The organism is Stenotrophomonas sp. 3(2025), assembly GCF_052665395.1.
The window spans coordinates 39,407-62,133 of sequence record NZ_JBQOIF010000009.1 but is presented as its reverse complement, the minus strand read 5'-3'; the positions used below and the strand labels follow the sequence as shown (position 1 = coordinate 62,133).

General features: G+C 66.7%; 15 protein-coding genes. 9 read left to right on the top strand and 6 right to left on the bottom strand.

Annotated elements, in window-relative coordinates:
- Positions 1–108: 108 nt before the first annotated feature.
- Entirely contained in the window at positions 109–927 is an 819-nt protein-coding gene (rsmI, locus tag ACUXVE_RS09090; protein ID WP_093818905.1) for a 16S rRNA (cytidine(1402)-2'-O)-methyltransferase, read from the bottom strand.
- A gap of 81 nt (positions 928–1,008) precedes the next feature.
- Between rsmI and ACUXVE_RS09085 the strand changes: the two genes are divergently transcribed.
- The 4 genes from ACUXVE_RS09085 to ACUXVE_RS09070 all read left to right on the top strand — a co-directional run bounded on the left by ACUXVE_RS09085 (position 1,009) and on the right by ACUXVE_RS09070 (position 5,162).
- Complete coding sequence (locus ACUXVE_RS09085) at positions 1,009–2,730, top strand: penicillin-binding protein activator (RefSeq protein ID WP_445514266.1); 1,722 nt, start codon at positions 1,009–1,011, stop codon at positions 2,728–2,730.
- The gene (locus tag ACUXVE_RS09080) at positions 2,720–3,088 is read left to right on the top strand and encodes a YraN family protein (RefSeq protein ID WP_445514265.1); all 369 of its coding nucleotides are present in this window, start codon (positions 2,720–2,722) and stop codon (positions 3,086–3,088) included. Before ACUXVE_RS09085 ends, ACUXVE_RS09080 begins: the two co-directional genes overlap by 11 nt.
- Positions 3,089–3,198: 110 nt before the next feature.
- The gene (locus ACUXVE_RS09075; RefSeq protein WP_445514264.1) at positions 3,199–3,780 is read left to right on the top strand and encodes a metal-dependent hydrolase; all 582 of its coding nucleotides are present in this window, start codon (positions 3,199–3,201) and stop codon (positions 3,778–3,780) included.
- The gene (locus tag ACUXVE_RS09070) at positions 3,777–5,162 is read left to right on the top strand and encodes an FAD-binding oxidoreductase (protein WP_445514263.1); all 1,386 of its coding nucleotides are present in this window, start codon (positions 3,777–3,779) and stop codon (positions 5,160–5,162) included. Before ACUXVE_RS09075 ends, ACUXVE_RS09070 begins: the two co-directional genes overlap by 4 nt.
- A 78-nt stretch (positions 5,163–5,240) precedes the next feature.
- On the opposite strand, the gene ACUXVE_RS09065 is transcribed toward ACUXVE_RS09070, so the two are convergent.
- From ACUXVE_RS09065 to ACUXVE_RS09055, 3 genes are read right to left on the bottom strand one after another with little or no spacing between them, the layout of a single operon-like run.
- On the bottom strand, positions 5,241–5,750 hold the full coding sequence (locus ACUXVE_RS09065; protein WP_445514262.1) for a fimbrial protein: 510 nt from the start codon (positions 5,748–5,750) through the stop codon (positions 5,241–5,243).
- Between the two features lie 38 nt (positions 5,751–5,788).
- Positions 5,789–8,323: a fimbria/pilus outer membrane usher protein gene (locus tag ACUXVE_RS09060; RefSeq protein ID WP_445514261.1), complete on the bottom strand. Its 2,535-nt coding sequence runs from the start codon at positions 8,321–8,323 to the stop codon at positions 5,789–5,791.
- Complete coding sequence (locus ACUXVE_RS09055; RefSeq protein ID WP_445514260.1) at positions 8,320–9,315, bottom strand: fimbrial protein; 996 nt, start codon at positions 9,313–9,315, stop codon at positions 8,320–8,322. Before ACUXVE_RS09055 ends, ACUXVE_RS09060 begins: the two co-directional genes overlap by 4 nt.
- A 198-nt stretch (positions 9,316–9,513) precedes the next feature.
- On the opposite strand from ACUXVE_RS09055, the gene ACUXVE_RS09050 reads away from it, so the two are divergent.
- Together ACUXVE_RS09050 and ACUXVE_RS09045 are read left to right on the top strand one after the other, a co-directional pair.
- Positions 9,514–10,026, top strand: a complete 513-nt coding sequence (locus ACUXVE_RS09050) for a fimbrial protein (protein WP_445514259.1) — start codon at positions 9,514–9,516, stop codon at positions 10,024–10,026.
- Between the two features lie 56 nt (positions 10,027–10,082).
- Positions 10,083–10,805 (top strand): fimbrial biogenesis chaperone, encoded by a 723-nt coding sequence (locus tag ACUXVE_RS09045; RefSeq protein WP_445514258.1) that lies wholly within the window; start codon positions 10,083–10,085, stop codon positions 10,803–10,805.
- Between the two features lie 25 nt (positions 10,806–10,830).
- Here the strand turns inward: ACUXVE_RS09045 and ACUXVE_RS09040 are convergent, their stop codons facing one another.
- Both ACUXVE_RS09040 and ACUXVE_RS09035 read right to left on the bottom strand, forming a co-directional pair.
- On the bottom strand, positions 10,831–12,846 hold the full coding sequence (locus ACUXVE_RS09040; RefSeq protein WP_445514257.1) for an acyltransferase family protein: 2,016 nt from the start codon (positions 12,844–12,846) through the stop codon (positions 10,831–10,833).
- A 203-nt stretch (positions 12,847–13,049) separates the two neighbouring features.
- Positions 13,050–16,286: an autotransporter family protein gene (locus tag ACUXVE_RS09035; protein ID WP_445514256.1), complete on the bottom strand. Its 3,237-nt coding sequence runs from the start codon at positions 16,284–16,286 to the stop codon at positions 13,050–13,052.
- Between the two features lie 328 nt (positions 16,287–16,614).
- Here ACUXVE_RS09035 and ACUXVE_RS09030 point away from each other — a divergent pair, with 328 nt between their 5' ends.
- The 3 genes from ACUXVE_RS09030 (at position 16,615) to ACUXVE_RS09020 (ending at position 22,591) form a co-directional block, all read left to right on the top strand.
- Positions 16,615–19,035 (top strand): autotransporter family protein, encoded by a 2,421-nt coding sequence (locus tag ACUXVE_RS09030; protein WP_445514255.1) that lies wholly within the window; start codon positions 16,615–16,617, stop codon positions 19,033–19,035.
- Positions 19,036–20,162: 1,127 nt separating this feature from the next.
- On the top strand, positions 20,163–21,716 hold the full coding sequence (locus tag ACUXVE_RS09025; RefSeq protein ID WP_445514254.1) for an autotransporter family protein: 1,554 nt from the start codon (positions 20,163–20,165) through the stop codon (positions 21,714–21,716).
- Between the two features lie 467 nt (positions 21,717–22,183).
- Complete coding sequence (locus ACUXVE_RS09020) at positions 22,184–22,591, top strand: hypothetical protein (RefSeq protein ID WP_248151343.1); 408 nt, start codon at positions 22,184–22,186, stop codon at positions 22,589–22,591.
- The last annotated feature ends 136 nt before the right edge of the window (positions 22,592–22,727 follow it).

Sequence of the window (22,727 nt, the reverse complement as noted above, 5' to 3'; positions counted from 1 at the left end):
CATTCTAACGTACATGGGGGGTTCCTGCCCGCCGCGTTCTGGTAGCGCCGGGCCATGCCCGGCGGCCGTTGGATGCCGCGCTACGCGCTCGCCGGGCATGGCCCGGCGCTACCGGCCGTACAACGCCTTGCGCGGTGCGCCGGTCAACTCGGCCGCCAGCTTGGCCGCGGTCGACGGTGGCAGGTGCTCGCTCAGCTTGGCGTAGACGTGCCGGCCATGAGCCAGCTGCGCCTCGGCATCGTCGCCAGCGCCCTGCACCATCACCACGAACTCGCCCTTGCGCTGGTTGTCATCGGCTTCCACCTGCGCCAGCAACCCGGCCAGGTCGCCATCGAGCACGGTCTCGAACAGCTTGGTCAGCTCGCGCGCGAGCACGGCCGGGCGCTCGCCGCCAAAGATCGCCGCCATGTCGGCCAACGACTCGGTGATGCGGTGCGAGGATTCGTAGAACACCATCGTGCGCACTTCGCCGGCCAGCCCCTGCAGGCGATCGCGGCGGCCGCTGGCCTTGGCCGGCAGGAATCCCTCGAAACTGAAGCGGTCGCTGGGCAGGCCGGCCACGCTCAGCGCAGCGATGGCCGCGCAGGCACCGGGAACCGGGCTGACCTTGATGCCGGCAGCACGCGCGGCACGCACCAGCCGGAAGCCCGGATCGCTGACCAGCGGGGTGCCGGCATCGCTGACCAGCGCCAGCGACTCGCCCGCCTGCAGCCGCGCCACCAGGCGCTGGGCCAGGGCCTCTTCGTTGTGTTCGTGCAGGGCCACCAGCGGCTGCTGGATGCCGAAATGGGACAGCAGCTGGCCACTGCGGCGGGTGTCCTCGGCGCAGATGGCCGCCACCGAACGCAATACCTCCTGCGCGCGCGGGCTCAGATCGGCCAGGTTGCCGATCGGCGTGGCGACGACATACAGGGTTGGGACACTCATTTCAGCGGTACTCACGGGGCAAGGGTAGAATCCTAGCGTGTACCTGGCCAAGGCCGCTGCCCTCATCGCATGGACCCGATCATGAACAAGCCCGCCGCACGCATCTCTGCCCTGTCGCTGTCGTTGATGCTGCTGGCCGGTTGTGCCACCACCAGCCTCGTCAGCACGCCCGAATCGCCGGCCCAGAGCCAGGCGCTGGCGCTGATTGAACAAGGCAAGCCGCGCGACGCCGCCCTGCAACTGGAAGCGCTGGCCGCAACCCTGCGTGGCGGTGCCCGCAGCAACGCGCTGGCCGATGCGGCCTGGGCCTGGCACCTGGCCGGCGACAGCGCACGCGCGCGCAGCCTGCTGGGCCAGGTGACCGCCCGCCAGCTGACCGGCGCCAGCCTGCAGCGTTACCAGCTGGCCTGCGCCGAGCTGGCACTGGCCGACAAGCAGCCGGCACAGGCACTGGCCCTGCTGAAGGATCATGCCGACAACGTGCACCCGAGCCTGCGCACGCGCTGGTCCTTGGCCCGCGCCAATGCCCTGCAGGCCACCGGCGATGCCTTTGGCGCCGCCACCGAACGCGCCCGTGCGCATGCCGGCCTGGCCGGCACCGCGCGCAGCGAGAACCAGGCCGCCATCTCCGGTCTGCTCGGCACCCTCGACGATGCCACCCTGCGCAGTCGCGCCGCCGCCTTGCCGGCCAACGACCCGCTGTACAACTTTGCAGGCCGTGCACTGATCGCCCGTGGCCTGCCGCTGCCGCGCCCGTTCGATCGCGATGGCGCCGCCCAGTTCGACACCAGCAAGCGCCCGCCGGCGATGAGCGATGGCTACCGCCCGCCGGCCAAGCTGGCCGTGCTGCTGCCGCTCAGCGGCCGCCTGGCCACTGCCGCACAGCCGGTGCGCGATGGCCTGCTCAGCGCCTACTACGGTGAAACCCGCCGTCGTCCGGAGGTCAACTTCTTCGACACCGCCGGTACCCCGGCCGGTGCGCTGGCCGCGTATGACAAGGCCGTGGCGTCCGGCGCCGACTTCGTGGTCGGTCCGCTTGGCCGCGACGAGGTGGATGCCGTGTACGGCCGCCAGCAGCTGCCGGTGCCGGTGCTCGGCCTGAACCGCGGCAAGGATGCACCGCCCGCTGGCAGCGCCGGTTTCTCGCTGGCACCGGAGGACGACGGCATCGTCGCCGCCGAATACATGCGTGGCCGCGAGCGCAGCAAGGCGCTGGTGATCAACAGCAGCGACGACACCGGCCGCCGCGCTGCAGCCGCCTTCGCCCAGCGCTTCGCCCAGCGCGGCGGCAGCGTCGCCGCCACCATCGCGATCAGCGAAACGGTGGGGGATGTCAGCGCGCAGGTGCGCAACGCCGGCGCGGTCGACGCCGTGTTCCTGGCCGTACGTGCACCGCAGGCCCGCCTGCTGGCCCCGCAGCTGGCGTTGGCCGGTGCCGGTGGCGCCACCCGCGTGGGTACCTCGCAGCTGACCACCGGCAGCGGCAAGGTTGAAGAAGACGTGGCGCTGGACGGCATCATCTACCCGAACGAAGCCTGGAACGTGCGCAACGTGTCCGGCGTGCCGTCCGCTGCCCAGGTCGCGCAGACCCTGCCCAGCGCGCGCGGCGCCGCCAGCCGCCTGTTCGCCTTCGGCGCCGATGCGTGGAAGATCAGCGCCTACCTGGACAAGCTGGCCACCGAAGGCGGCCTGGACGGCGCCACCGGCACGCTGTACCTGGACAGCAACGGCAACATCCTGCGCCAGCCGGCATGGTCGACCTTCAGCGGTGGCCGGCCGATGCCGATCGCCGGTGGTCGCTGAGCACCTGCAACGTGGCTCGGCGGTGGAAGCCGCCGCCGAGCAGCATCTGCAGCAGGCCGGGTTGCGGCCGCGGGCGCGCAACGTGCGTTATCGCGGCGGTGAACTGGACCTGGTGATGGATGACGCCGGCACCGTGGTGTTCGTGGAAGTGCGCTACCGCGCGCGACAGGACTTCGGTGGCGGCGCGGCCTCGGTCGATCCGCGCAAATGCCGGCGCCTGATCCACGCGGCGCAGCTGTACCTGCAGGAACATCCCGCCATTGCCAATGCGCCGTGCCGCTTCGACGTGGTTGAAGCCACGGGCGAACCACCGCAGCTGCACTGGCTGCGCGATGCGTTCCGGTTGGATGATTACTGATGGGTACCGTCCGCTCTGGTAGAGGCCGACCTTGGTCGGCGCTTCTGTGCCAACCAAGGTTGGCACCTACCAGAGCGCAGCCTGGCCGGCACTACCACGGTGCGTGACTGATGCCTTCGATCATCACCCACGCGGCGGTGCCACTGGCGCTGTGGTGCGCCGCTGATCGTGGCCGCATCCCGCCGCGACTGCTGGCGGCCGGTGTGGTCGCGGCAATGCTGCCCGATGCCGATGTACTGGCCTTTGCACTGCGCATTCCCTATGCCGATGCGTTCGGCCATCGCGGGGCCAGCCATTCGTTGTTGTTCGCCTGCGTGCTGGCCGTGTTGGCGGCGGTGTTGGCGTTCTTTGGTAGCCGCCGACCTTGGTCGGCGCCTCCATGCCAACCAAGGTTGGTATCTACCGTACAAGCGGCGGCGTTCGTGTTCGTCTGCGCCGCCAGCCATCCCCTGCTCGACGCCATGACCTCGGGAGGCCTTGGCGTTGCCTTGGCCTGGCCCTGGAGCGAGCACCGCTTCTTCGCGCCCTGGCGGCCGATCCGCGTGTCGCCGTTCGCGCCGCAGTTCTTCAGCGCGCGCGGCCTGGCCACCCTGCTGTCGGAACTGCGCTGGGTGTGGCTGCCGCTGGCCGGCGCTGTCATCGCCTGGAAACTGATTCACTCCGCCCCCGCTGCCCCACGAGATCTGTCATGAGTACTGCCCTGCCCTCCGCATTGGTTGCCGAACTGTCCGCCCTGCTGGGCAGCGACGGCTGGCGCATGGATGACGGCGCACTGGAGGCGAACGCGCAGGACAACTCGTGGCGCCACCAGTGCCCGGCTGCGGTGGCACTGCCGGCCGACATCGAACAGGTGCAGGCGCTGGTGCGTGCCTGCCGCGCGCATGGCGTGGCCCTGGTCGCGCGCGGTGCGGGCACCGGCACCACCGGCGCTGCGGTGCCGTTGCCCGGCAGCATCGTGCTGTCGTTCACCCGCATGGACCGCATCCTCGAGATCCGCGCCGGTGACCGCTGCGCCGTGGTACAGCCGGGCGTACTAAACGGAACGCTGCAGCAGGCGCTGGCACCGCACGGCCTGTTCTGGGCACCGGACCCGTCCAGCGCCGAGATCTGCAGCATCGGCGGCAACCTCGCCTGCAATGCCGGCGGGCCGCGCGCGGTGAAGTACGGCACCAGCCGCGACAACGTGCTGGGCCTGGTGGCGGTGACCGGTACCGGCGAGGTGATCCGCTGCGGCGGTGCCTACACCAAGGACGCCACCGGCTACGACCTCACCCATCTGCTGGTGGGCAGCGAAGGCACGCTGGCGCTGATCGTGGAAGCCACGTTGAAGCTGACCCCGCTGCCGGTCAGCCAGGCTGGCCTGCGCGTGCTGTACCGCGATGCCGATGCCGCCGCCGCTGCCGTGTCGCGGCTGATGGCGCAGCCGGTCGTTCCCACGCGCTTGGAATTCATGGACGCACGCAGCCTGGAGCTGTTGCGCCTCAACGGTGCCGACGTACCCGACGCTGGCGCGTTGCTGCTGGTCGAGGCCGATGGCGACCACGACACCCTGCCCTACCTGCTGCAGGCATTGGCGACCGCCGCCGAAGGTGACGGCATGATCGCACTGGACGTGGCGATGGAAGGCCGCGCGCGCGACCAGCTGTGGGCCGCACGCAAGGCCTTGTCACCCGCGCTGCGCAGCGTCGCCCCGGGCAAGATCAACGAAGACGTGGTGGTACCGGTATCGCGCATCCCCGATCTGGTGGCCGGCGTGCAGGTACTGGCCCGCGACTATTCGCTGACCATCGTCACCTTCGGCCATGCCGGCAACGGCAACCTGCACGTCAACATCCTGTACCACCCCGACGATGCCGACGAGAACGCACGCGCGCATGCCGCGCTGCCGAAGATCTTCGAGCTGACGCTGGCGCTCGGTGGCACGCTGTCGGGCGAACACGGCATCGGCCTGGCCAAGCGTGATTTCATGGCCAAGGCGTTCACCGCAGAAACGCTGGCGGCGATGCGCGCGATCAAGGCCGCGCTGGATCCGGATGGCATCCTCAACCCGGGCAAGGTGCTGCCGCCGCTGTAACGCGATGCGGTCAGCACTTCTACGACCGGGGCGCGCCCAAGCGGCGTATCCCGCCGCACCGTACCTCGGCCAACATATTCAGTCGTAGGCTGCCGTCACCACGATCTGGGTGGAGATGTTGCCGGCGTTGATGCCGCTGGTGTTGGCGATGTAATAGCCCGCGCGCAGTGGATAGGACGCGGTGGCCCCGGAGACAGCAACTGGAATATCAACATCGCCATTCTTCAGGTAGGTAGTGCCGGTCGTACCCGCCAGCAACGCGACCGTCACGCCGGTGGCGGGCGCGGTCGCGGCCGTATTCTTCCAGCGCTCCGGGTCGCCATCGGCGGCCGTGCCAGTGAATGACAAGCGCGCGCGATTTACGCCCACGCAGGTGCTGAAGTCGAGCGTGCCGGCTTTCACGGCGTTCGCCGTACCCGGCGTCATCTCGTCAGCCTTCACCGGATCCAGCGTGATCGCGGGCGCTGCCAGCGTGCAGGTACCGGGCAGGACACGGCCGCTGATGGTGAGGGTGGCTTGCGCATGCGCAGCCGAAGCAAGCAGGCAGAGCAGCGATACCGCAACCAACTGCAGAGGGGAACGGGACATGGTGGAACTCCTGTGTACGATGAAAGGAAATACGAAACTCACGGGGCAATGCTCGCTTCCGGCTCCGGCGTGCTCACCTGCAGTCCTTCCGGCGGCAACGGTTGCGGCATGCACACGACTTGACTCCACGACAACCCGTAGGCATCAGGCGCGTCAGGCACGCGGTAGTCGATACGGCAACGTCGCTTGCCTTCGGGGTCAACGATCAGCACACCACGGTCCTGCGCGCCGCGCAGCTGGATGACACCGCCCTGCCCGACCGCGCCCGCCGGCGTACCATCCTCGGTCTGCACTGCGGCAGCGAAGGGCAACGGCTGGCCCAGCGCATCGGTAGCATCGATGAACAGCATGCGCTCGCGGCGTACCTGGAACGGCACGCGCACGATGCCCCCGGCGGTAGGCGCGACGCGGTGCGAGGTCTGCAGCAGCTCCACCTCGATCGGCAGGCCGGATGGATCCAGGTCGATGGTGTTCCAGCGATAGGGGCTGATGTGCGGCAACAGCGCATAGCCGTTGCGGGCCACACGCAGGCTGCCGCCGCCGATGCGTGCGCCCTGAGCGCCCGGTGCCTGCACCAGCGCAAAACCCTCGCCCACCGGCGCGCCCAGATTGAGACCGCCGCCATGCACTGCCACGCTGCCGGACGCTCCCAGTGACAGGCTGCGGTAGCCCCCGCTGCGGCTGTAGCCCGCGTTGAGGTTGCCGTGGCTGCCCTGCCACGCGGCATAGGCACTATGGCTGCTCTGGTCCTTGTCCTGCGCGCTGGACAGGCTGTAACTCAGCGCACGCGATTGGCCCAGGCTGCCACTGATGCCCAGTTGTGATTGCCGCCCGCTGTCGGCCTGGCTCAGCTGGGTGCTGGCACGCGGTGCGTTGGCACTGCGGCCCAGCGGCACACTGAGGGTGAACGCATAGCGCGTGTCCTGACGACCATCGCCCAAGCGGTAGCGCAGCGCTGACACACTGTAATTGACACGCCCCAGCGTGCTCTGGAAGCCCAACTGGAAGTCGTTGCGGCGTCGGGCGCTGTCCCAGTAAGACACGTGGCCGCCACTGAGATACAGATTGCTGCGCTGGCCCACTTTCTGCGAGAAATTCACTTGGTAGCGCTGCCGTGCGCGCTGGCCGTAGCCCCAGTCGTCGTCATGCACGCGTGCTGCGTCGTTGAGGCTGAGAAAGCCACGGGTACTGTAGCGGTACGCGGCCAGGCCGACGTTGGTGCCGGTAGTGGCCACATAACGTTGATAGTTCAAGCGGAAACTGTTGCCGGTCGCTGTCTCGCTGCCGCGCAGGCGGGCGCGTGAGCGGGTGACATCGGCACCGAATGCGCCGATGGCGGTGTTGACCGCGGCACCGGCCAACAGCGCGTGATAGCCCTCGCCCAGCTGCGCGCCCCCCAACACGGTAAGCCGGTTGTTCAGGCCACGCGCATAGGTTCCCTCGGTGAAGCGCAACGTCTGCAGCGTCGTGCCTGTATCGCGCAGTTCACCAACGGTGAACGCCAAGCGCGACGTCCCCGCACGCAGCGCCTGCGGTACGGCGGAGAAATTGATGGTGAAGCGCTGCACGCGCCCATCGGCCTCGGTGATGCTGACCTCCAGATCGCCGCCGAAGTTGGTGGGATACAGATCCTCGATGGCGAACGGACCAGGGGCCACGTTGCTTTCGTGGACGATGCTGCCGTTCTGGCGGATGGTGACCACCGCATTGCCTTCGGCAATACCGCGCACCACCGGCGCGTAGCCGCGCAACGAATCGGGCAGCATGCGCTCGTCGCTGGCCACACGCACACCGGTGAACGGCACACTTTCGAACAGTTCGCCACCGGTATTGCCCTGCCCCAGCAGCAGCTGACTGTTCCAAAGCGGAATGTCGCGCTGCAGGTGGCTGCTGATGACCTGATGGCCGCTGCCCTGGTCGCCATGGGTGAACGACGCACGGTGGCGCAGGCGCCAAGCACCCAGATTCACGCCTGCCCGCAGACCCAGGTAGCTGCTGCCGTTGCCCTGGCTGCGGTAGTGGCTGGCGCTGTAATCGATGAATGCGGCAGTGATGCCCTCATCGCGCAGTTCCGGCGCCACGAAGCCGCGCGCAGCGATGGCCTGCGCGGCCTGCGGAATGCTGATGGACAACTGCAGTTCACCGCTGTCGAAGGCAATGCTTGCGCCGTCCACCAGCGTCGGCAGCTGCACGCAGGTATGTTCATCGACCGGCAGTGTTTCCAGGAATGCCGGCTTCAATGGCAGCGTGCGTACCAGCGTCGGGGACAGGCAGGGCACGGCGAGGTGCGGGTCGTCGTCGATGACAAAACGGATGTCCTGGCTGCGCATGAACTGGCCGTTGACATGCACATCCACAGCGTAGTCGCCGGCCGGCAGGGGATTGCCGTTGGCGTAACGGGTCATGTCGATGGCCTCGCCGCCGATCAGGAAGCCTTCACTGAACTCGACCGGTGCAGCGACGGCGTCCACCGCTACGCCAGCCGAAAGTACCGCGCTGACGGCCGCCGGGAGCGACCGCACTGCGCGCAACGCCCGTGCGCGCCGCAGCCGAAGGGTGCGAGGTGTTCTCATCGGTAATCGGCGGTCAGCACCGCCTCCCCTTTCACCTCACCGGGAGCCAGCGGATCGGCGGTACGCAGATAGCGCGCACTGAATGGAATGGCCTGCGAGCCCTTGCTGGACCAGCCGTGGGACCAGACGTGGCCAAACTGCACCGGCAGGCCGCCGCGCAGCAGCTGCACCTGCACGCCGCCAGCAGTAGCGCCTGGGGCGGGGGCGAGTTGACCATTGCTGCTGCCAGGATTGTTGGCGTCGGCCAGCGACAGATGAACATCGATGTTGCCCATCGGGCAATCCATCATCACGTCGAAGCTGGACTCCTTGGCACTGCTGCCGCTGGCGGCAAGGTCATTGGCCACCACATTGTCGAGCGCGTGCGAGGTGCTGGTGATGCTGCAGGTGGCGGGACGGATGCTGACTTCCAGCCGCATGGAGTGCTGCATCGTTTGGCCAGGGTCGGTCTCTACCGATGAGGTGGCGAAGCCCAGGTCGGTGGCGGGGAAGCCTTCCATGGCACCGCCGCGAGCGAACAGCAAGATGGACAGGCTGGACATGACTGGCGAGGTAGTCGCCAGCACGAGGCCCGGGTTGCGATTCCGACCAGAAGCGAGCGGCATCTCGTTCTGCACGCTGCCACCCTGAACGCTCAGCGAATGACGAAACCCGATCAACGGCGAGCGTGGGCCGACACTGTAGGCCTGGTAGGTATGACCGCGATAGTTGATATCACGTTCGTATGTCAGGCCAAGGACGGTCAGGTCGACGACAAATGCAGTCTGGCCTACGGTGCACTCAAAGCCTTGTTCGACATAGCCATTGGAATACGGCCCAAACGCGGCGTCGGGCCGATCCACGTTCGGCATTGGGAACGGTGGAAGCACGATGTTCTGGTCACCCGGCGCCAGCCGGGTACAGGCTGCCTCGGCGCCACCCGGAAGTGCCAGTACGCAGATGGCCAATGCCGACGCAAAGCACAGACGCAGCGCGGTGGAAGGACGGTTCATTGACAGGGATGCCGGTACTTGAAAAGCAGGAAGTCTAGAAACCACGCAACGCGCTTCCCATCGGATTAATTGCAATTGGCGGGCATCAAGCTGTTTTTGCAATTAGTTGCATTCCGCAGATGCGCGCCCGCATCGAAACTGCCCACTGGCTGCCATGGGCGGCCATTGCGTGTCTTCATTCCTCTACAGAGAACTGCCATGTCACTGATATTCCGCCTGCTGTCTCTTTCCGTCATTGCCGTTGTGTCGCCCTCGGTGTCCGCCGAAACGCTGGAAATCACCGGCGAACTGATGACCTCCACCTGCTCGGTCGGCTCCACCGGCGGCACCATCAGCGTGCCGATGGGCAAGGTCGACCTGGCCTCGGTGAACGCCAACGCCCGCGCGGGCCAGAAGAACTTCACCATCGCCCTGGATTGCTCCGGCTCGGGTGCATCGCAGGACGTAGGCGTGCGCTTCGGCGGCACCCCCGATGGCAGCACCGGCAACCTGGCGTTGACTGGGCTATCGACCGCCACCAACGTGGGCGTGGCGCTATACGACGCGGCTGGTAACCAGCAGAAGATCGGTGAGGACCCCACCGTCTGGGTCACCATTCCCGCCGGTGCCAGCGGCCAGCTGGCCTACAGCGCCTGGTATGCCTCGCCGGGCCAGAACGCCACCATGGGCAGAGCTGATGCTTCGGGTGACTTCGTGGTGCTGTACCGATAATCCCGCGGCCGGTTGGCGCCGCACGGCGCCAGCCGGCGGCCTCAACGAGACGCCCTATGAAACTCCGCCATGGTTTCCGGCTGGTCACCCTGTTGGCCAGCCTTGCCGCATTGCCGGTGTCGGCTGCAGTGACGCTGCAGGGTACCCGCGTGATTCATGACCTGAACACTGGCCGCGATGTAACGGTCAAGGCCAGCAACGTCGGCGAGCTGCCGGCGCTGACCCAGGTGTGGATCGATGATGGCGACAGCCAGTCGCGCCCTGAGAACGTGCGTACACCCTTCCGGCTGACGCCCGCCGAGCCGCGCCTGCTGCAGCCGAAACAGGGCCAGGCGTATCGGATCACCTATGCGCCACGCCCCTCCGACGAACCACTGCCGACCGATCGCGAATCGGTGTTCTACTTCAACCTGCTGGACATTCCGCCCAAGCCCGAAGATGCCGCCGGCAGGAATCTGCTGCAGTTTGCGGTACGTACCCGGGTGAAGCTGTTCCATCGCCCGGCCGGCCTGCCTGGGACTGCACACGGCGCAGCCAGCCACCTGCAGTGGCGTGCGCTGGAAGGAGCGCTGCAGATCACCAATCCAAGCGCATACCATGTGACCCTCAGCAGGCTGACCCTGCCCGATGGACGCACGCTGGACCCGGAGATGATCGCACCGGGTGCAGAGGTGCGGCTGCCGCTGCCGGCAGGTAGCGCGATGCCGGCCTCGGTGACGTTCCAGTGGCTGGATGACTACGGCACTCCCCGCGATGCCCAGGCGCGCATCGAGGGATAAGCGCGTACGGCGCCGTCAGCAACCGTCATCTGCCGGCCGCCAGCCCGATCAGCAGCTGGCGGAAGCTGGGCAGCAGAACCCGGTTGCCATGCCCGCTCAGGTGATCGTTGTCGAAGAACAGCGGTTCACCGTCCTGCACCGCCGAGCAGGTATCCGGCCCGCACAGCAGCGGCAGCGGATCCCACACGGCCAATGACGGATAGCGCGCGGCCAGCTCGGCCAGCAGTGCCATCTGCGGCGCACGCAACCGCTGCAGATCCGCGCGCGACATGCTCAGGCCCCCGGCACACGCCGGATTGCTACGGTTGAACCAGTCCGAGCAGCGATAGGCCCCTGCCTTGAACAGCGGCAGCGGTGCATCGATGACCACGTGCACGCCCAGCCGCTGCAGGCGGCCCAGCACACGCTCGGCTTCATCACGTGCCGCCTGCGCATGCGCGGGCGTGCGTTCGGCCAGCAACTGCCGATAAATCTGCTGTGCGTCCTGTTGCTGCCAATCGAACCCTCGCAGCTCCGGCATGCGCAGCGCCGCCAGCAACACGATGTCACCCGGGCGTGCGTCGCGTTCGATGGCCGACAGGCTGTCCTCGATGAAGTCCTGGCAGTCGGCCGGGCTGGCCCGCAGCAGATTGACGAAGCTGCAGCCGCCGCGATCCTCCTGGCGGATCTCCATCCCGGTCTGTCGCGCGACCATGCTGGTCATCGTGCGGTAGGCCGCCGCATGCGAATCGCCGACAACAAACAGGCGTCGACCTTCAAGCGCGGGTGCGCTCACCGGTTCCAGCGGTCGCCACGCCGGGTAGCGACGCGCCTGCCATGCGTAGCCATCACGGGTGACGCTGAGCGAGATCTGCTCGTGGTACTCCACCGTTGCCCAGGCGCCGGCGCCGCACAGCGCCACCACCGGCAGCGCCATCGCCAGCACCTTCGCCGGCGCCAGCCGCGACAGCGGCAGCGCGCTGCGCAGCGGACGTTCAACGTAATGGTAGGACGCGGCCGACACGGCCAGCAGCAGCACCGGATACAGCCACAGCGCAGCGCCCTGCAGCCCGTAGGTCCAGCGCAGCAGCACCAGCAGTGGCCAATGCCACAGGTACAGCGAATACGACAGGCGCCCCAGGTACGACAACGGTGCCCAGCCCAAGGCGCGGGCGACGCGCGATTGGCCATGCCCCGCTACCGCCACCAACAGCAACAGGGTACCAACCACCGTGGCCAGCACACCCGGCACCGGCATGGCCAGTTGCGGCGCGACAAGCACGCCCGCCAGCAGCAGGGCCAGGCCGGGCAGTGCGAGCGCATCCCCGCGCTTGCCGGGACCGCGCGCGCTCATCCACTGGTACAACAGCGCACCGGCCGCCAGTTCCCAGAACCGCGACGGCAGCAGGTAGAACGCCGCCGCCGGGGCGGCCTGCGCCTGCCAGCCCGCCCATGCCAGCGACAGCAAGGCGGCCACCGGCAACAGCACACGCGACCACGGCCAGCGGTCGCGTCCGCGCAACCACACGAAGAACAGCAGCGGGAACACCAGGTAGAACTGCTCCTCCACGCCCAGTGTCCAGGTGTGCAGGAACGGATTGAGTTCGGCGCCGGGCGAGAAGTAGTCATCCTGCTGGCCGGCCAGTACCACGTTGCTGAAACCCACCAGCGCCGCCCAGCCGGTCTGGTCGAACTGCTCGTTGCGCCAGGCGCGGGGGATGAACAGCGCCGACAGCACGAAGGTGGCCATCAGCATCACCAGCAGCGCCGGCAACAGGCGCAGCACGCGGCGCCGGTAGAAATCGAGCAGCAGCGCGCCCAGTGGCATGCCTGCACGCGCAGCCAGCGATTGGCTGATCACGAAGCCGGAGACCACGAAGAACAGGTCAACGCCGGTGAAACCACCGGGCAGCCGCGCCGCGTTCGCATGGAAGACGATGACGGCCAGCACGGCCAGTGCACGCAGACCATCGATGGCAGCGTTGTGGGAGCGTTCGGGGTGAAGCATGCGGGCGACCGTCAGCGAGCGATCGGGCAGCATGGCCAGCGCTTGCGCAGTCATTCAATGGACAATCGCGACAGACGTGGACATCGTTCATGTCCCGTCCCTGCTCGCCGCAGTTGTAGAGCCGAGCCATGCTCGGCTGCTCTTCGTTCAGATCGCGATGAGCCGAGCGTAGGCTCGGCTCTACAGCAGCAGCCAGGGGTCAGAGCCCATTGCCATGCAATGGGCTCCGACCCCGGCGTCGGCCTTGGCGTCGTTGCTTACCAGGCCATGCGCAGACCCACCTGGCCGCCCACGTTGCGGTAAGCATGGTCACCGCGCTGCACGCTCACGCCGCCCCATGCACCCCAGCGCTGGCCCAGCTTCAGCTCGGCACCTGCCTGTACTTCGTAGCGGTTGCGCGGAACATCCGCACCCAGCGTGTCACCGTTGAACTGCAACGTGCTGGTACCGCTGCCACGCAGCCAGTTCACGCCCAGGTAGGGCTGCACCACGCTGCCCGCCGCAGTGCCGCCACCGAACACGCGCACGCCCACGCGTCCGTTCAGGCCACCGGCCTCGGCACGATCGATCACCGTGCCGTTGTGCTCCACATGACGCTCGGCGCGGAAATCCGCGTACGACAACTGCAGCTGCGGCTGCAGATACAGCTGGCTCGACGCCCCCTGCCAGACGTTGAAGGTGTAACCGGCTTCCAGCGATGCGCTGGTGGTGCGCGAATCGTACTGCTCCGGCTCCAGGCCGATGCCCTGCACCCGGTTGTCGAAACGGCCGTACTGCACGTTCGCATCCACATAGGCGCCGTGAGTGCCCTCGCCATCCTGCAACCAGGTGCCATAAACACCCAGCGCAGTGCCACGCACGCGGCCGGTAGCGGTGTAGCCGGTCAGATCCGAAACGACGCGGCTGTCGGCACGGCCACTGCCCAGCATCACCCCGAAGACGGCGCTGCCCCGACGCAGCAGATCACTGCCGATCTGCAGTACCGACGTATTGCCGTCCACCGACAGCTGGCCACCGACAGCGCTGAAATCTGCATTGCTGCGACCTGTGCGCGCCCACGCAGTGCGCTCGCTGCCGATGGCGCCGGTGCGCTCATGCATGCGGTGGGCAAACATGCTGATGGCCGCCGACTGGTTAGCCAGATAGGCACCTGCCTCGGGGCGCAGCACCGGCGGCGGCCGGATCGGGTCCACCGGCCCCACGCCCTCGCCACCGTCCCCGCCCTCACCCGGGTCGGGGCCCGGGCCGGGATTCACGGCACAGCCCGGCGCCGCCGGATCGTCCTGGCACACATCAAACCACTGCGAACGCAGGTACCAGTTGCCATCGGACGGATCGGCCAGGCCGCCCTGGAACAGGAAGTACTCGTACGAGCCACCCACCGCGCGGCCGGCCAGCGCGTAGCTCGCAAGTGATGCACCGTCCACTTCGATCAACTGGATGCCATCCACCGTAGGTGCACCCACACCACCGATGTTCCTGACCACGATGCTTGCATCACCCGAGGTATCCCCCTGCACATGCAGCTGATCCATCGCGCTGTCATCACCGGCCAGCGCGCCCTGGAACAGGAACGTGGCACCTTCGCTGTGCAGGTCGCCACCCACGGTAAGCGTGTTGAAGCGACCGCTGCCATCGGACAATGCCAGCCCGCTGTCGAGCACGCGCAGTTCGCCCACGGTGGCATCAGCGCCCAGCGTCCATTGGCTGGCGCGTTCGATCGTCATGGTCTGCACCAGATCCGACGCTCCCTGCCACAGCGAACCGCCAGCCAAGCGCACGTGCACATCGGACTGCGGCACCAGCCCGGCGTCCTCATCCTCGGGCGTGATGACGATGTCGCCCACCAACTGCGAGTGCTCCTCCAGCACGACGTCGAAACGTCCTGCCACCGCCGCATCCAGTGCCAGGCCGATGCCGTTGCCGCCGGATACCAGTGCGCCGTTGGCCAGGGTCAGGCCCGGGTCACGGCTGCCGCGTACCCACACCCCGCCGTGCTGCTGGCTGATCAGCGCGCTGCCGTCGATCCGCAGGCTACCGCCCTCAACGATGGCCGCGGCCCAGGCGCCCTCCCCTTCGGTGATCACCTGAGTGGCTGCCAAGGTCAGCTCACCCCGTCCATCTGCCAGTACCCCGTGTGCCTTCTGCCCACGTGTACGCAGCAGGCTGTCCGCCAGGTGCACATTGCCGCCTTTGCGCGCGGTGGCCCCGTAGGCACTCTCCCCCTCGGTCACTACTTCAATGCGCGTTGCCGTGACGGTCGGCGCCGTAGCGTTGTTGCCGAACGTGTGCAGCGCATGAGCATACATGCCAGTGGTGTGCAGGGTGGTCTCGCTCAATGTGGCAGCACCCTCGTACACGGCAACGGCCGGATTCTGATCGCCGCCGGTGGTGATCGCAGAGGCGTGCACATCCACCTTGCTGTTGCCCTGCACCGAAACACCGGAGCCGTTGCGTACATGCAGCGTTGATTGCTCTATCCATGCTTCGCCATCGGCCATGCCAAGATCAATGCCGCTCTTCTCAGCCTCAAGCTGGCTGTTGCGCATCTCCAGCGACGAGCCCGTGCGCAGGCTGATGCCCCAGGTTCCGTCCATCACCACGTCATCCAGCAGCAGCGAGCCGCCACCGCCTGTGGCAAAGCTGACCACGCTGCTGTTGTCACCTGCCGCGTGGATCCGCCCGCCACGGAACTCCACATCGCCCCCCACGGACAACCCCGCGCCCGAACGTTCGTGGGTGAGATTGATATCCACGTTCTGCAGCAGCAGCTGGCTGCCCAGGCCGCTGGAAACACCCGATGCGCCCGCTGCGGTTCCATTGATCTGCACATCACGCAATGTCGCGCGCGCGTTGCCGACGAAATCAAGCGTCACCGCGCTCCCCGAGGTGTTCTGTTGCAGCCGGACCCGCTCGGCCAGCAGGGTGCCGTCACTGACGAACAGTCCGCTGGCGCTGTTGTGCGTCTCGATCACGCTGTCACGCAGCTGCACATCGCCACCACGTACTGACACGCCATGCCCGAGCCCACCACGGGTGATGATATGGACATTGCTTGCTTCCAGCGCGCCACCTTCAAGGCCAACACCGACGCTGGCCTGGCCTTCGGTCTCGATGCGGGTACCGCTCAACATGGCAGAACCCCCACTGGCAATCGAAACGCCCGCTGCACCGTAGCCGGTGGTGACGATGCTGCCACCCGTCAAGGCAACATGGCTGTCTGCGTCTTCAACGCGTACAGCGGCGGCACGCATTCCTCCAGTGCGCAGATTCACTTCGCCGGCAGGCACGATCGTGCCGCCATTGAGTGCGTGGAATACATGCCCAGCCGGGTTGCCTGGCTCCACCGGCTCACTGGTCTGGTAGTCGCCTGCGGCTGGCGCCTGATCGTCGCCGTCGGCAATGACCTGCTGTGCGAGCACAGGCACGGACGAGCAGAGAATCATGGCCAGCGCGATCGGCAATGCGCGGCGCGGCGGAAGCGAGGGGGACATGGGGGGTATCTCCTGGGAACGGCGGCCCATGCTCCACGTACAGCCTGCGTACGGATATCGAATCCATTGCAGATGAAGTGCGGCGCTGGGCCGCCCTGGTGTCTGCCGAATGAATCGCGCGACGCGCCAAGCGAGCTTTGCAACTATTTGCATGGGCAGTGCGACGCGCGCAATGGACACTGGAGGCCAATAAAGACAGATGGCTTCGCAGAAGACCCGCCCGATCACTCCGGCTTCACAGATCGAAGGCGTATACGTCACCCGGCTGAACGGGCGCGGCAAGAGTCGATGCTGTCTCCACCGATTTCCTTCGCAAAGGACACTATCCATGAGCCAATTCCTTTCTGCAGCCGTCTCACTGCCCCTGCGCCCGCTGGCACGGGGCCTGCTGCTGGCCCTGGGAGCCTGCCCAGCCGGCATGGCGTTAGCCGGTAATCTGGACAACCAGAGCGCCCAAGTATCTGCAGGCGACCCGGCCGAGGCCTGGACGCTGGTCAATGGCTCGTACCTGGAGGTGGACGGTGGGCAGACGCTGCAGATCGTGGCTGACGACGACTCCGAGCTCAACATCCGGGAGGCCGTGGTAACCCGTAGTGGAAACAGTCAGAGAGCCATTACGCTGAACGACTCGGCGTATCTCGCTCTGGCCCGAAGCCGGGTCTTTGGTGGCATCGGGTTGAATGGTGGCACCACGCAGGCCGTCCTGTGGCAGAGCTCGATCTCCGTGACCCCTGCTTCGTTGCGCCCTGGCGAGGCACTTTCGGTCGGCGTCGACCTGGCAAGCGCAGCGACAGGAAACGGTGTTGCCAGCCCCCGGGCGACCATCGACGACACCACCATCTACGTGGAAGACGCCCCAGCCGGCACCCGCGATGTCAGCAACGGCGTTGGCGTGCGGATCCAGTTCGGGCAGATGGATATCATCAACGGCTCGCGTGTGGATGCATCCAATATCGGCGCAGTGCTCTGGGGCGAATCCAATCCGGATCAACGCCTCCGTCTGAACATCGATAACTCCACCCTGCAATCTGGTCGCGGCGCTGCCATCCGGGTCAACGCAGCCGCTGACAACACCTACGACATCACCGTGGCCAATGGGGCGCAGCTGATCGGCGGCGATGGCAACCTGCTGCTGGTGGGCCGCGACATCGGCGTGGTCACCTCGCGTACCGACGTCAACTTCAATGTGGATGACGCCCGTTTGGCCGGCAACATCACCTTGGAACTTGCCAGCGCCCCCACCGCCAAGGTCGACGTCGCTCTGCGCAACAAGGCGCAGATCGACGGCCGTTTCCTCAACGTCACCAGCGCCAGCATCGACAGCGACAGCACCTGGCTGATGACCGGCGACAGCAACGTCGGCCACCTCGCGCTGGGCAGCACCGGCACCGTGGCACTGGGCAATGCCAGTACGTTCAACACCCTTACCGTCGACAGCTTCGATGGCACGGGCGGCACCCTGCTGTTCAACACCCAGCTGGGCGATGACAGCTCGGCGACCGACAAGCTGGTCATCAACGGCGACGCCAATGGCCAGGCCAACGTGCGCGTGCTCAATGCCGGCGGTGCCGGTGCGAAGACTGATCGCGGCATCGAGCTGATCGACATCGGCGGTGCGTCCAATGCGCAGTTCGATCTGGTCGGCCGCGCCGTGGGCGGGCAGTACGAGTATTTCCTGGTGAAGGACGCCAACGGCAACTGGTACCTGCGCTCGCAGACCGGCGCCGGCCCGGACCCGTGCGTGGTCGATCCCACCCTGCCCGAGTGCACGCCGATCGATCCGGTGGACCCGGTGGATCCGATCGATCCGATCGATCCGATTGATCCGCCGCCGCCGGTACTGCGCCCGGAAGCCGGCGCGTACCTGGCCAACCAGTCCGCGCTGGACCAGATGCTGCGCCACACCTGGCGCGACCGCCAGGGCGGCGCCGCTGCGACGGATGGCATTCGCGGCTGGGCCCGGGTGGACGCTACGCAGAGCAAGCTCGGTGCGGTGGATGACCAGCTGGACCTGCGCGTGGACCGCTCGCGCCTGCAGCTGGGTGCGGACGTTGGGGTGTTCGATGACGGCCGTGGCCGCGTGGGTGTGATGGGCACCGTTGCGCAGTCCAGCGCCACCTCGCGTTCGGACGTGACTGGTTTCAGCGCGCGCGGCAAGGTGGAAGGTGGCGCACTGGGCGTGTATGGCAACTGGGCCAACGACGCCATGTACGTGGATGCCAGCGTGCAGCGCGGCCAGTTCCGCAATCGCGTGCAGGGTGAAGGCCTGGCCGAGGAGCGCTACGACTCGGATATCTGGCAGTCGTCCGTGGAAGCCGGTTACCGCTTCGGCATCGGCCAGATCGGCAGCACGGCCCTGAGCCTTCAGCCGGAGCTGCAGCTGGTCTACACCGATGCGAAGACCGACGTGCATACCGAAACCAACGGCACCGTGGTGCGTGCAGCGGGCGACAGCGGCCTGTCCGGTCGTGCTGGCCTGCGCCTGCAGGGTGAAGGCCACTCGGCGGAGGGTGCCTCGGTCAGCCCGTATCTGGCGGCCAACTGGTACCGCGATGGTGCCGGTAATGGCATCGCCTTCGACGACGAAGTGCTGAAGGCCGGCATCCCGCGCAACCGCTATGAACTGAGCGCGGGTGCGCGCGTGGAATTCCGTTCCAGCTTCAGTGCGTGGGGCGGGTTCGGGGTGATGCGTGGTGACAGTGGCTACCGCGAAGCGACGGCGAATCTGAGCGTTGCCTACGAGTGGTGATGTAAACACGAACGGCGCCGGAGAGATCCGGCGCCGTTCTGCTTTCTGTCTTCTGTGGAGCCGAGCCAAACTTGGCTGCGATAAGGCTTGAATTCGGGTGCGGCCTGCAATGTGGTTACAGGACCGGTTAACGGCCCCCAACCTGGGCCCGAAGTGAGGACGCGTTTGCAACTAATTGCATGGGCCAGAAGCGTCACGGCGGCAATACTCCTCCCGTTCCTGGACGGGCCCCGCCTTCACAGACACTTCACTGAAGCCCGGCCTATATCTCGCAGCGCCCGCAACGGGGTGCAGCGCAGATCGGCCTTCCGTCCATACCCTTCTACCTCTAGTTGGAGACGACGATGAATCGCACCCTCAACGCTGCTGGCACCCGCTGCGAGCCTGCCAACCCGCCGGCTGCCCTGCTACTGCCGTTGGCAATTTCTGCACTGCTCGCATTTGCTTCCTCCGCCACGGCTGCCACTGTCTCGGTTCCCGCTGATGGCCAGGCAACGGTTGGACCTGGCAGTCCTCAGAATTCATACCTCATGAACACGGGGTCGACACTCACCGTACGGCCGGGGGGCATTACGGACTACATCCACGCACTCGGAACCAACGTCACTGTCGCCATCGAGGGGGGCACCGTCCAGGCATCAAGGGCCGGCGGCGCCATCCAATTGAATGGCGGAAGCCTTGCACTGGCGTCTTCGACTGTTCACAACGACATCGGATATGGTGCCCTCCTAACAGGGCCTACCAATACCACGGTTGCTGCCAGCAGCATCACCGGCACCATCGGGATAGATGCCCGAAGCGGCACGGGCACGGCCCGCATCGCAAATTCACGTATCACTGGCACGTCGGCAGCGGGCATGGATGGGCGGGGTCAACTGGAAATCACCGATGGCAGCTCAGTCACCGGCGCAACGCATGGCATTCGTGCGGTATTGGATCTGTCGGACAGCAACCCGAACATCATCATCGATGGCTCAACGGTGAAGGGAGAGACGGGCGCGGCCCTCCAGGTTCTATCAGTCAGTCCCTCTGTAGGGCAGGAGGCCTCTTTCATTGTCAGGAACGGCGCCAGCCTGGTGGGAGCCAATGGCAATCTGCTCGAAATCCGTCTCTCCGGCCCGGGTGACGTGGCCCACGCCCGCGCGCGCCTGACAGTTGAGTCCAGCACTCAGAACGGCAACGTGGTCGGCAGTGCTACGAATGCCGAGACCCATGTGATTCTGCAGGACCGTGGACGCATCAATGGCAGATTCACCGATGTCACCAGCGCCAGCATCGATGGAAACAGCGCTTGGATGTTGACTGGCGACAGCAATGTTGGGCAGCTCACGCTGGGTGCCAGCGGCACTGTGGCGCTTGGCGATGGTACTGCCTTCAACACCCTCACCGTGGATGGCTTCACCGGCAGCGGCGGCACACTGTCGTTCAACGCCGTGCTGGGCGATGACAGCTCGGCCACCGACAAGCTGGTCATCAACGGCGACGCCAATGGCCAGGCCAACGTGCGCGTGCTCAATGCCGGCGGTGCCGGTGCGAAGACCGACCGCGGCATCGAGCTGATCGACATCGGCGGTGCGTCCAATGCGCAGTTCGACCTGGTCGGCCGCGCCGTGGGCGGGCAGTACGAGTACTTCCTGGTGAAGGACGCCAACGGCAACTGGTACCTGCGCTCGCAGACCGGTGCCGGCCCGGACCCGTGCGTAGTCGATCCCACCCTGCCCGAGTGCACGCCGATCGATCCGGTGGACCCGGTGGATCCGCCGCCGCCGGTACTGCGCCCGGAAGCCGGCGCGTACCTGGCCAACCAGTTCGCGCTGGACCAGATGCTGCGCCACACCTGGCGCGACCGCCAGGGCGGCGCCGCTGCGACGGATGGCATTCGCGGCTGGGCCCGGGTGGACGCTACGCAGAGCAAGCTCGGTGCGGTGGATGACCAGCTGGACCTGCGCGTGGACCGCTCGCGCCTGCAGCTGGGGGCGGACGTTGGGGTGTTCGATGACGGCCGTGGCCGCGTGGGTGTGATGGGCACCGTTGCGCAGTCCAGCGCCACCTCGCGCTCGGACGTGACTGGTTTCAGCGCGCGCGGCAAGGTGGAAGGCGGCGCACTGGGCGTGTACGGCAACTGGAGCACCGATGCGCTGTATGTGGATGCCAGCGTGCAGCGTGGCCAGTTCCGCAACCGCGTGCAGGGCGAAGGCCTGGCTGAGGAACGCTACGACTCGGATATCTGGCAATCGTCCGTGGAAGCCGGTTACCGCTTCGGCATCGGCCAGATCGGCAGCACCGCGCTGAGCCTGCAGCCGGAACTGCAGCTGGTGTACACCGATGCAAAGACCGACGTGCACACCGAAACCAACGGCACCGTGGTGCGTGCAGCGGGCAACAGCGGCCTGTCCGGTCGTGCTGGCCTGCGCCTGCAGGGTGAATCGCGCTCTGCGGCGGGTGCCTCGGTCAGCCCGTATCTGGTGGCCAACTGGTACCGCGATGGTGCTGGTAACGGCATCGCCTTCGACGACGAAGTACTGAAGGCCGGCATCCCGCGCAACCGCTATGAACTGAGCGCGGGTGCGCGCGTGGACTTCCGTTCCGGCTTCAGTGCGTGGGGCGGGTTTGGCGTGATGCGCGGTGACAGTGGCTACCGCGAAGCGACGGCGAATCTGAGCGTCGCCTACACGTGGTGATGTAAACACGAACGGCGCCGGAGAGATCCGGCGCCGTTCTGCTTTCTGCTTTCTGTAGCGCCGAGCGTGCGCTCGGCGCTACAACAAATGTCGCAATTGGCACGCGCGGGCGTGCTCTACTTCGCCCAGCGCATGCGATACGCGTCTGCAACGTTTTCGAAATTGAAACTTTTCTGATTGGTATAGCAGCACCTGCGTGCACATCATGGCGCGCCACCGACAACGGGTGGCACGGGCTTGCAATCCCGTTTGGCAACTTTGTTGTTTACGCTTGCCTGTCGGCGTCGCTCTTTCCTTGTTGGGCGGCGTCGGCAGGCAATCCGTCCGTGCCCTATGGCGGGCGGTGCGTGGGGGTCTCGTACCCGCCGGCGTTTCGCAGAGTTGCCACCGGTATTGCAACCACGCACCGTCCGCCGCCCTCGCCCAGCGCGGGGGCGGCCCCTTGCTTCACACTCAAGGACGCCGCCATGACTTCTTCGCTCTATCCCTATCTGTTCGCCACACTGGGCGACGCCGTCGAACGCTTGCCGGATGATCTGGCCAAAGCACTGGAAACCACGTTGGGCAGCACAATGCGCGCCCACGCCGACGAAGGCATCACCCTGCTTGGCTGCCTGCAGCGCATCCGCCACGTGGACGCCGCCGATGGCCAGCCGTGGCCGGACAAAGGTCGCAAGTGCTTCGGCTTCGCGATGGCCCGCATCGACCGCGCCAATGCCGGGCTCACCCTGCTGCTGGAACTGCTGCACGCCATCGAACGCGTGCGCGTGGACGGCGATGCCGACCAGCAGGTGGGCGATGATGTGCGCGAAGGGTTGCTGCTGGCCTGCCGAGGGCTGGCCGAGTATGTGGATGTGCAGTTGCGGGTGGCGTAAGCAGGGCTGCTGCACGCGCCGGCCCTGCCCTTGGTAGCTGCCAACCTTGGTTGGCATGGCCGCAAGGCCATATGCAGGACGAGACGGCGTGCCAACCAAGGTTGGCACCTACCAGAGCAACACGGTAGCGCCGGGC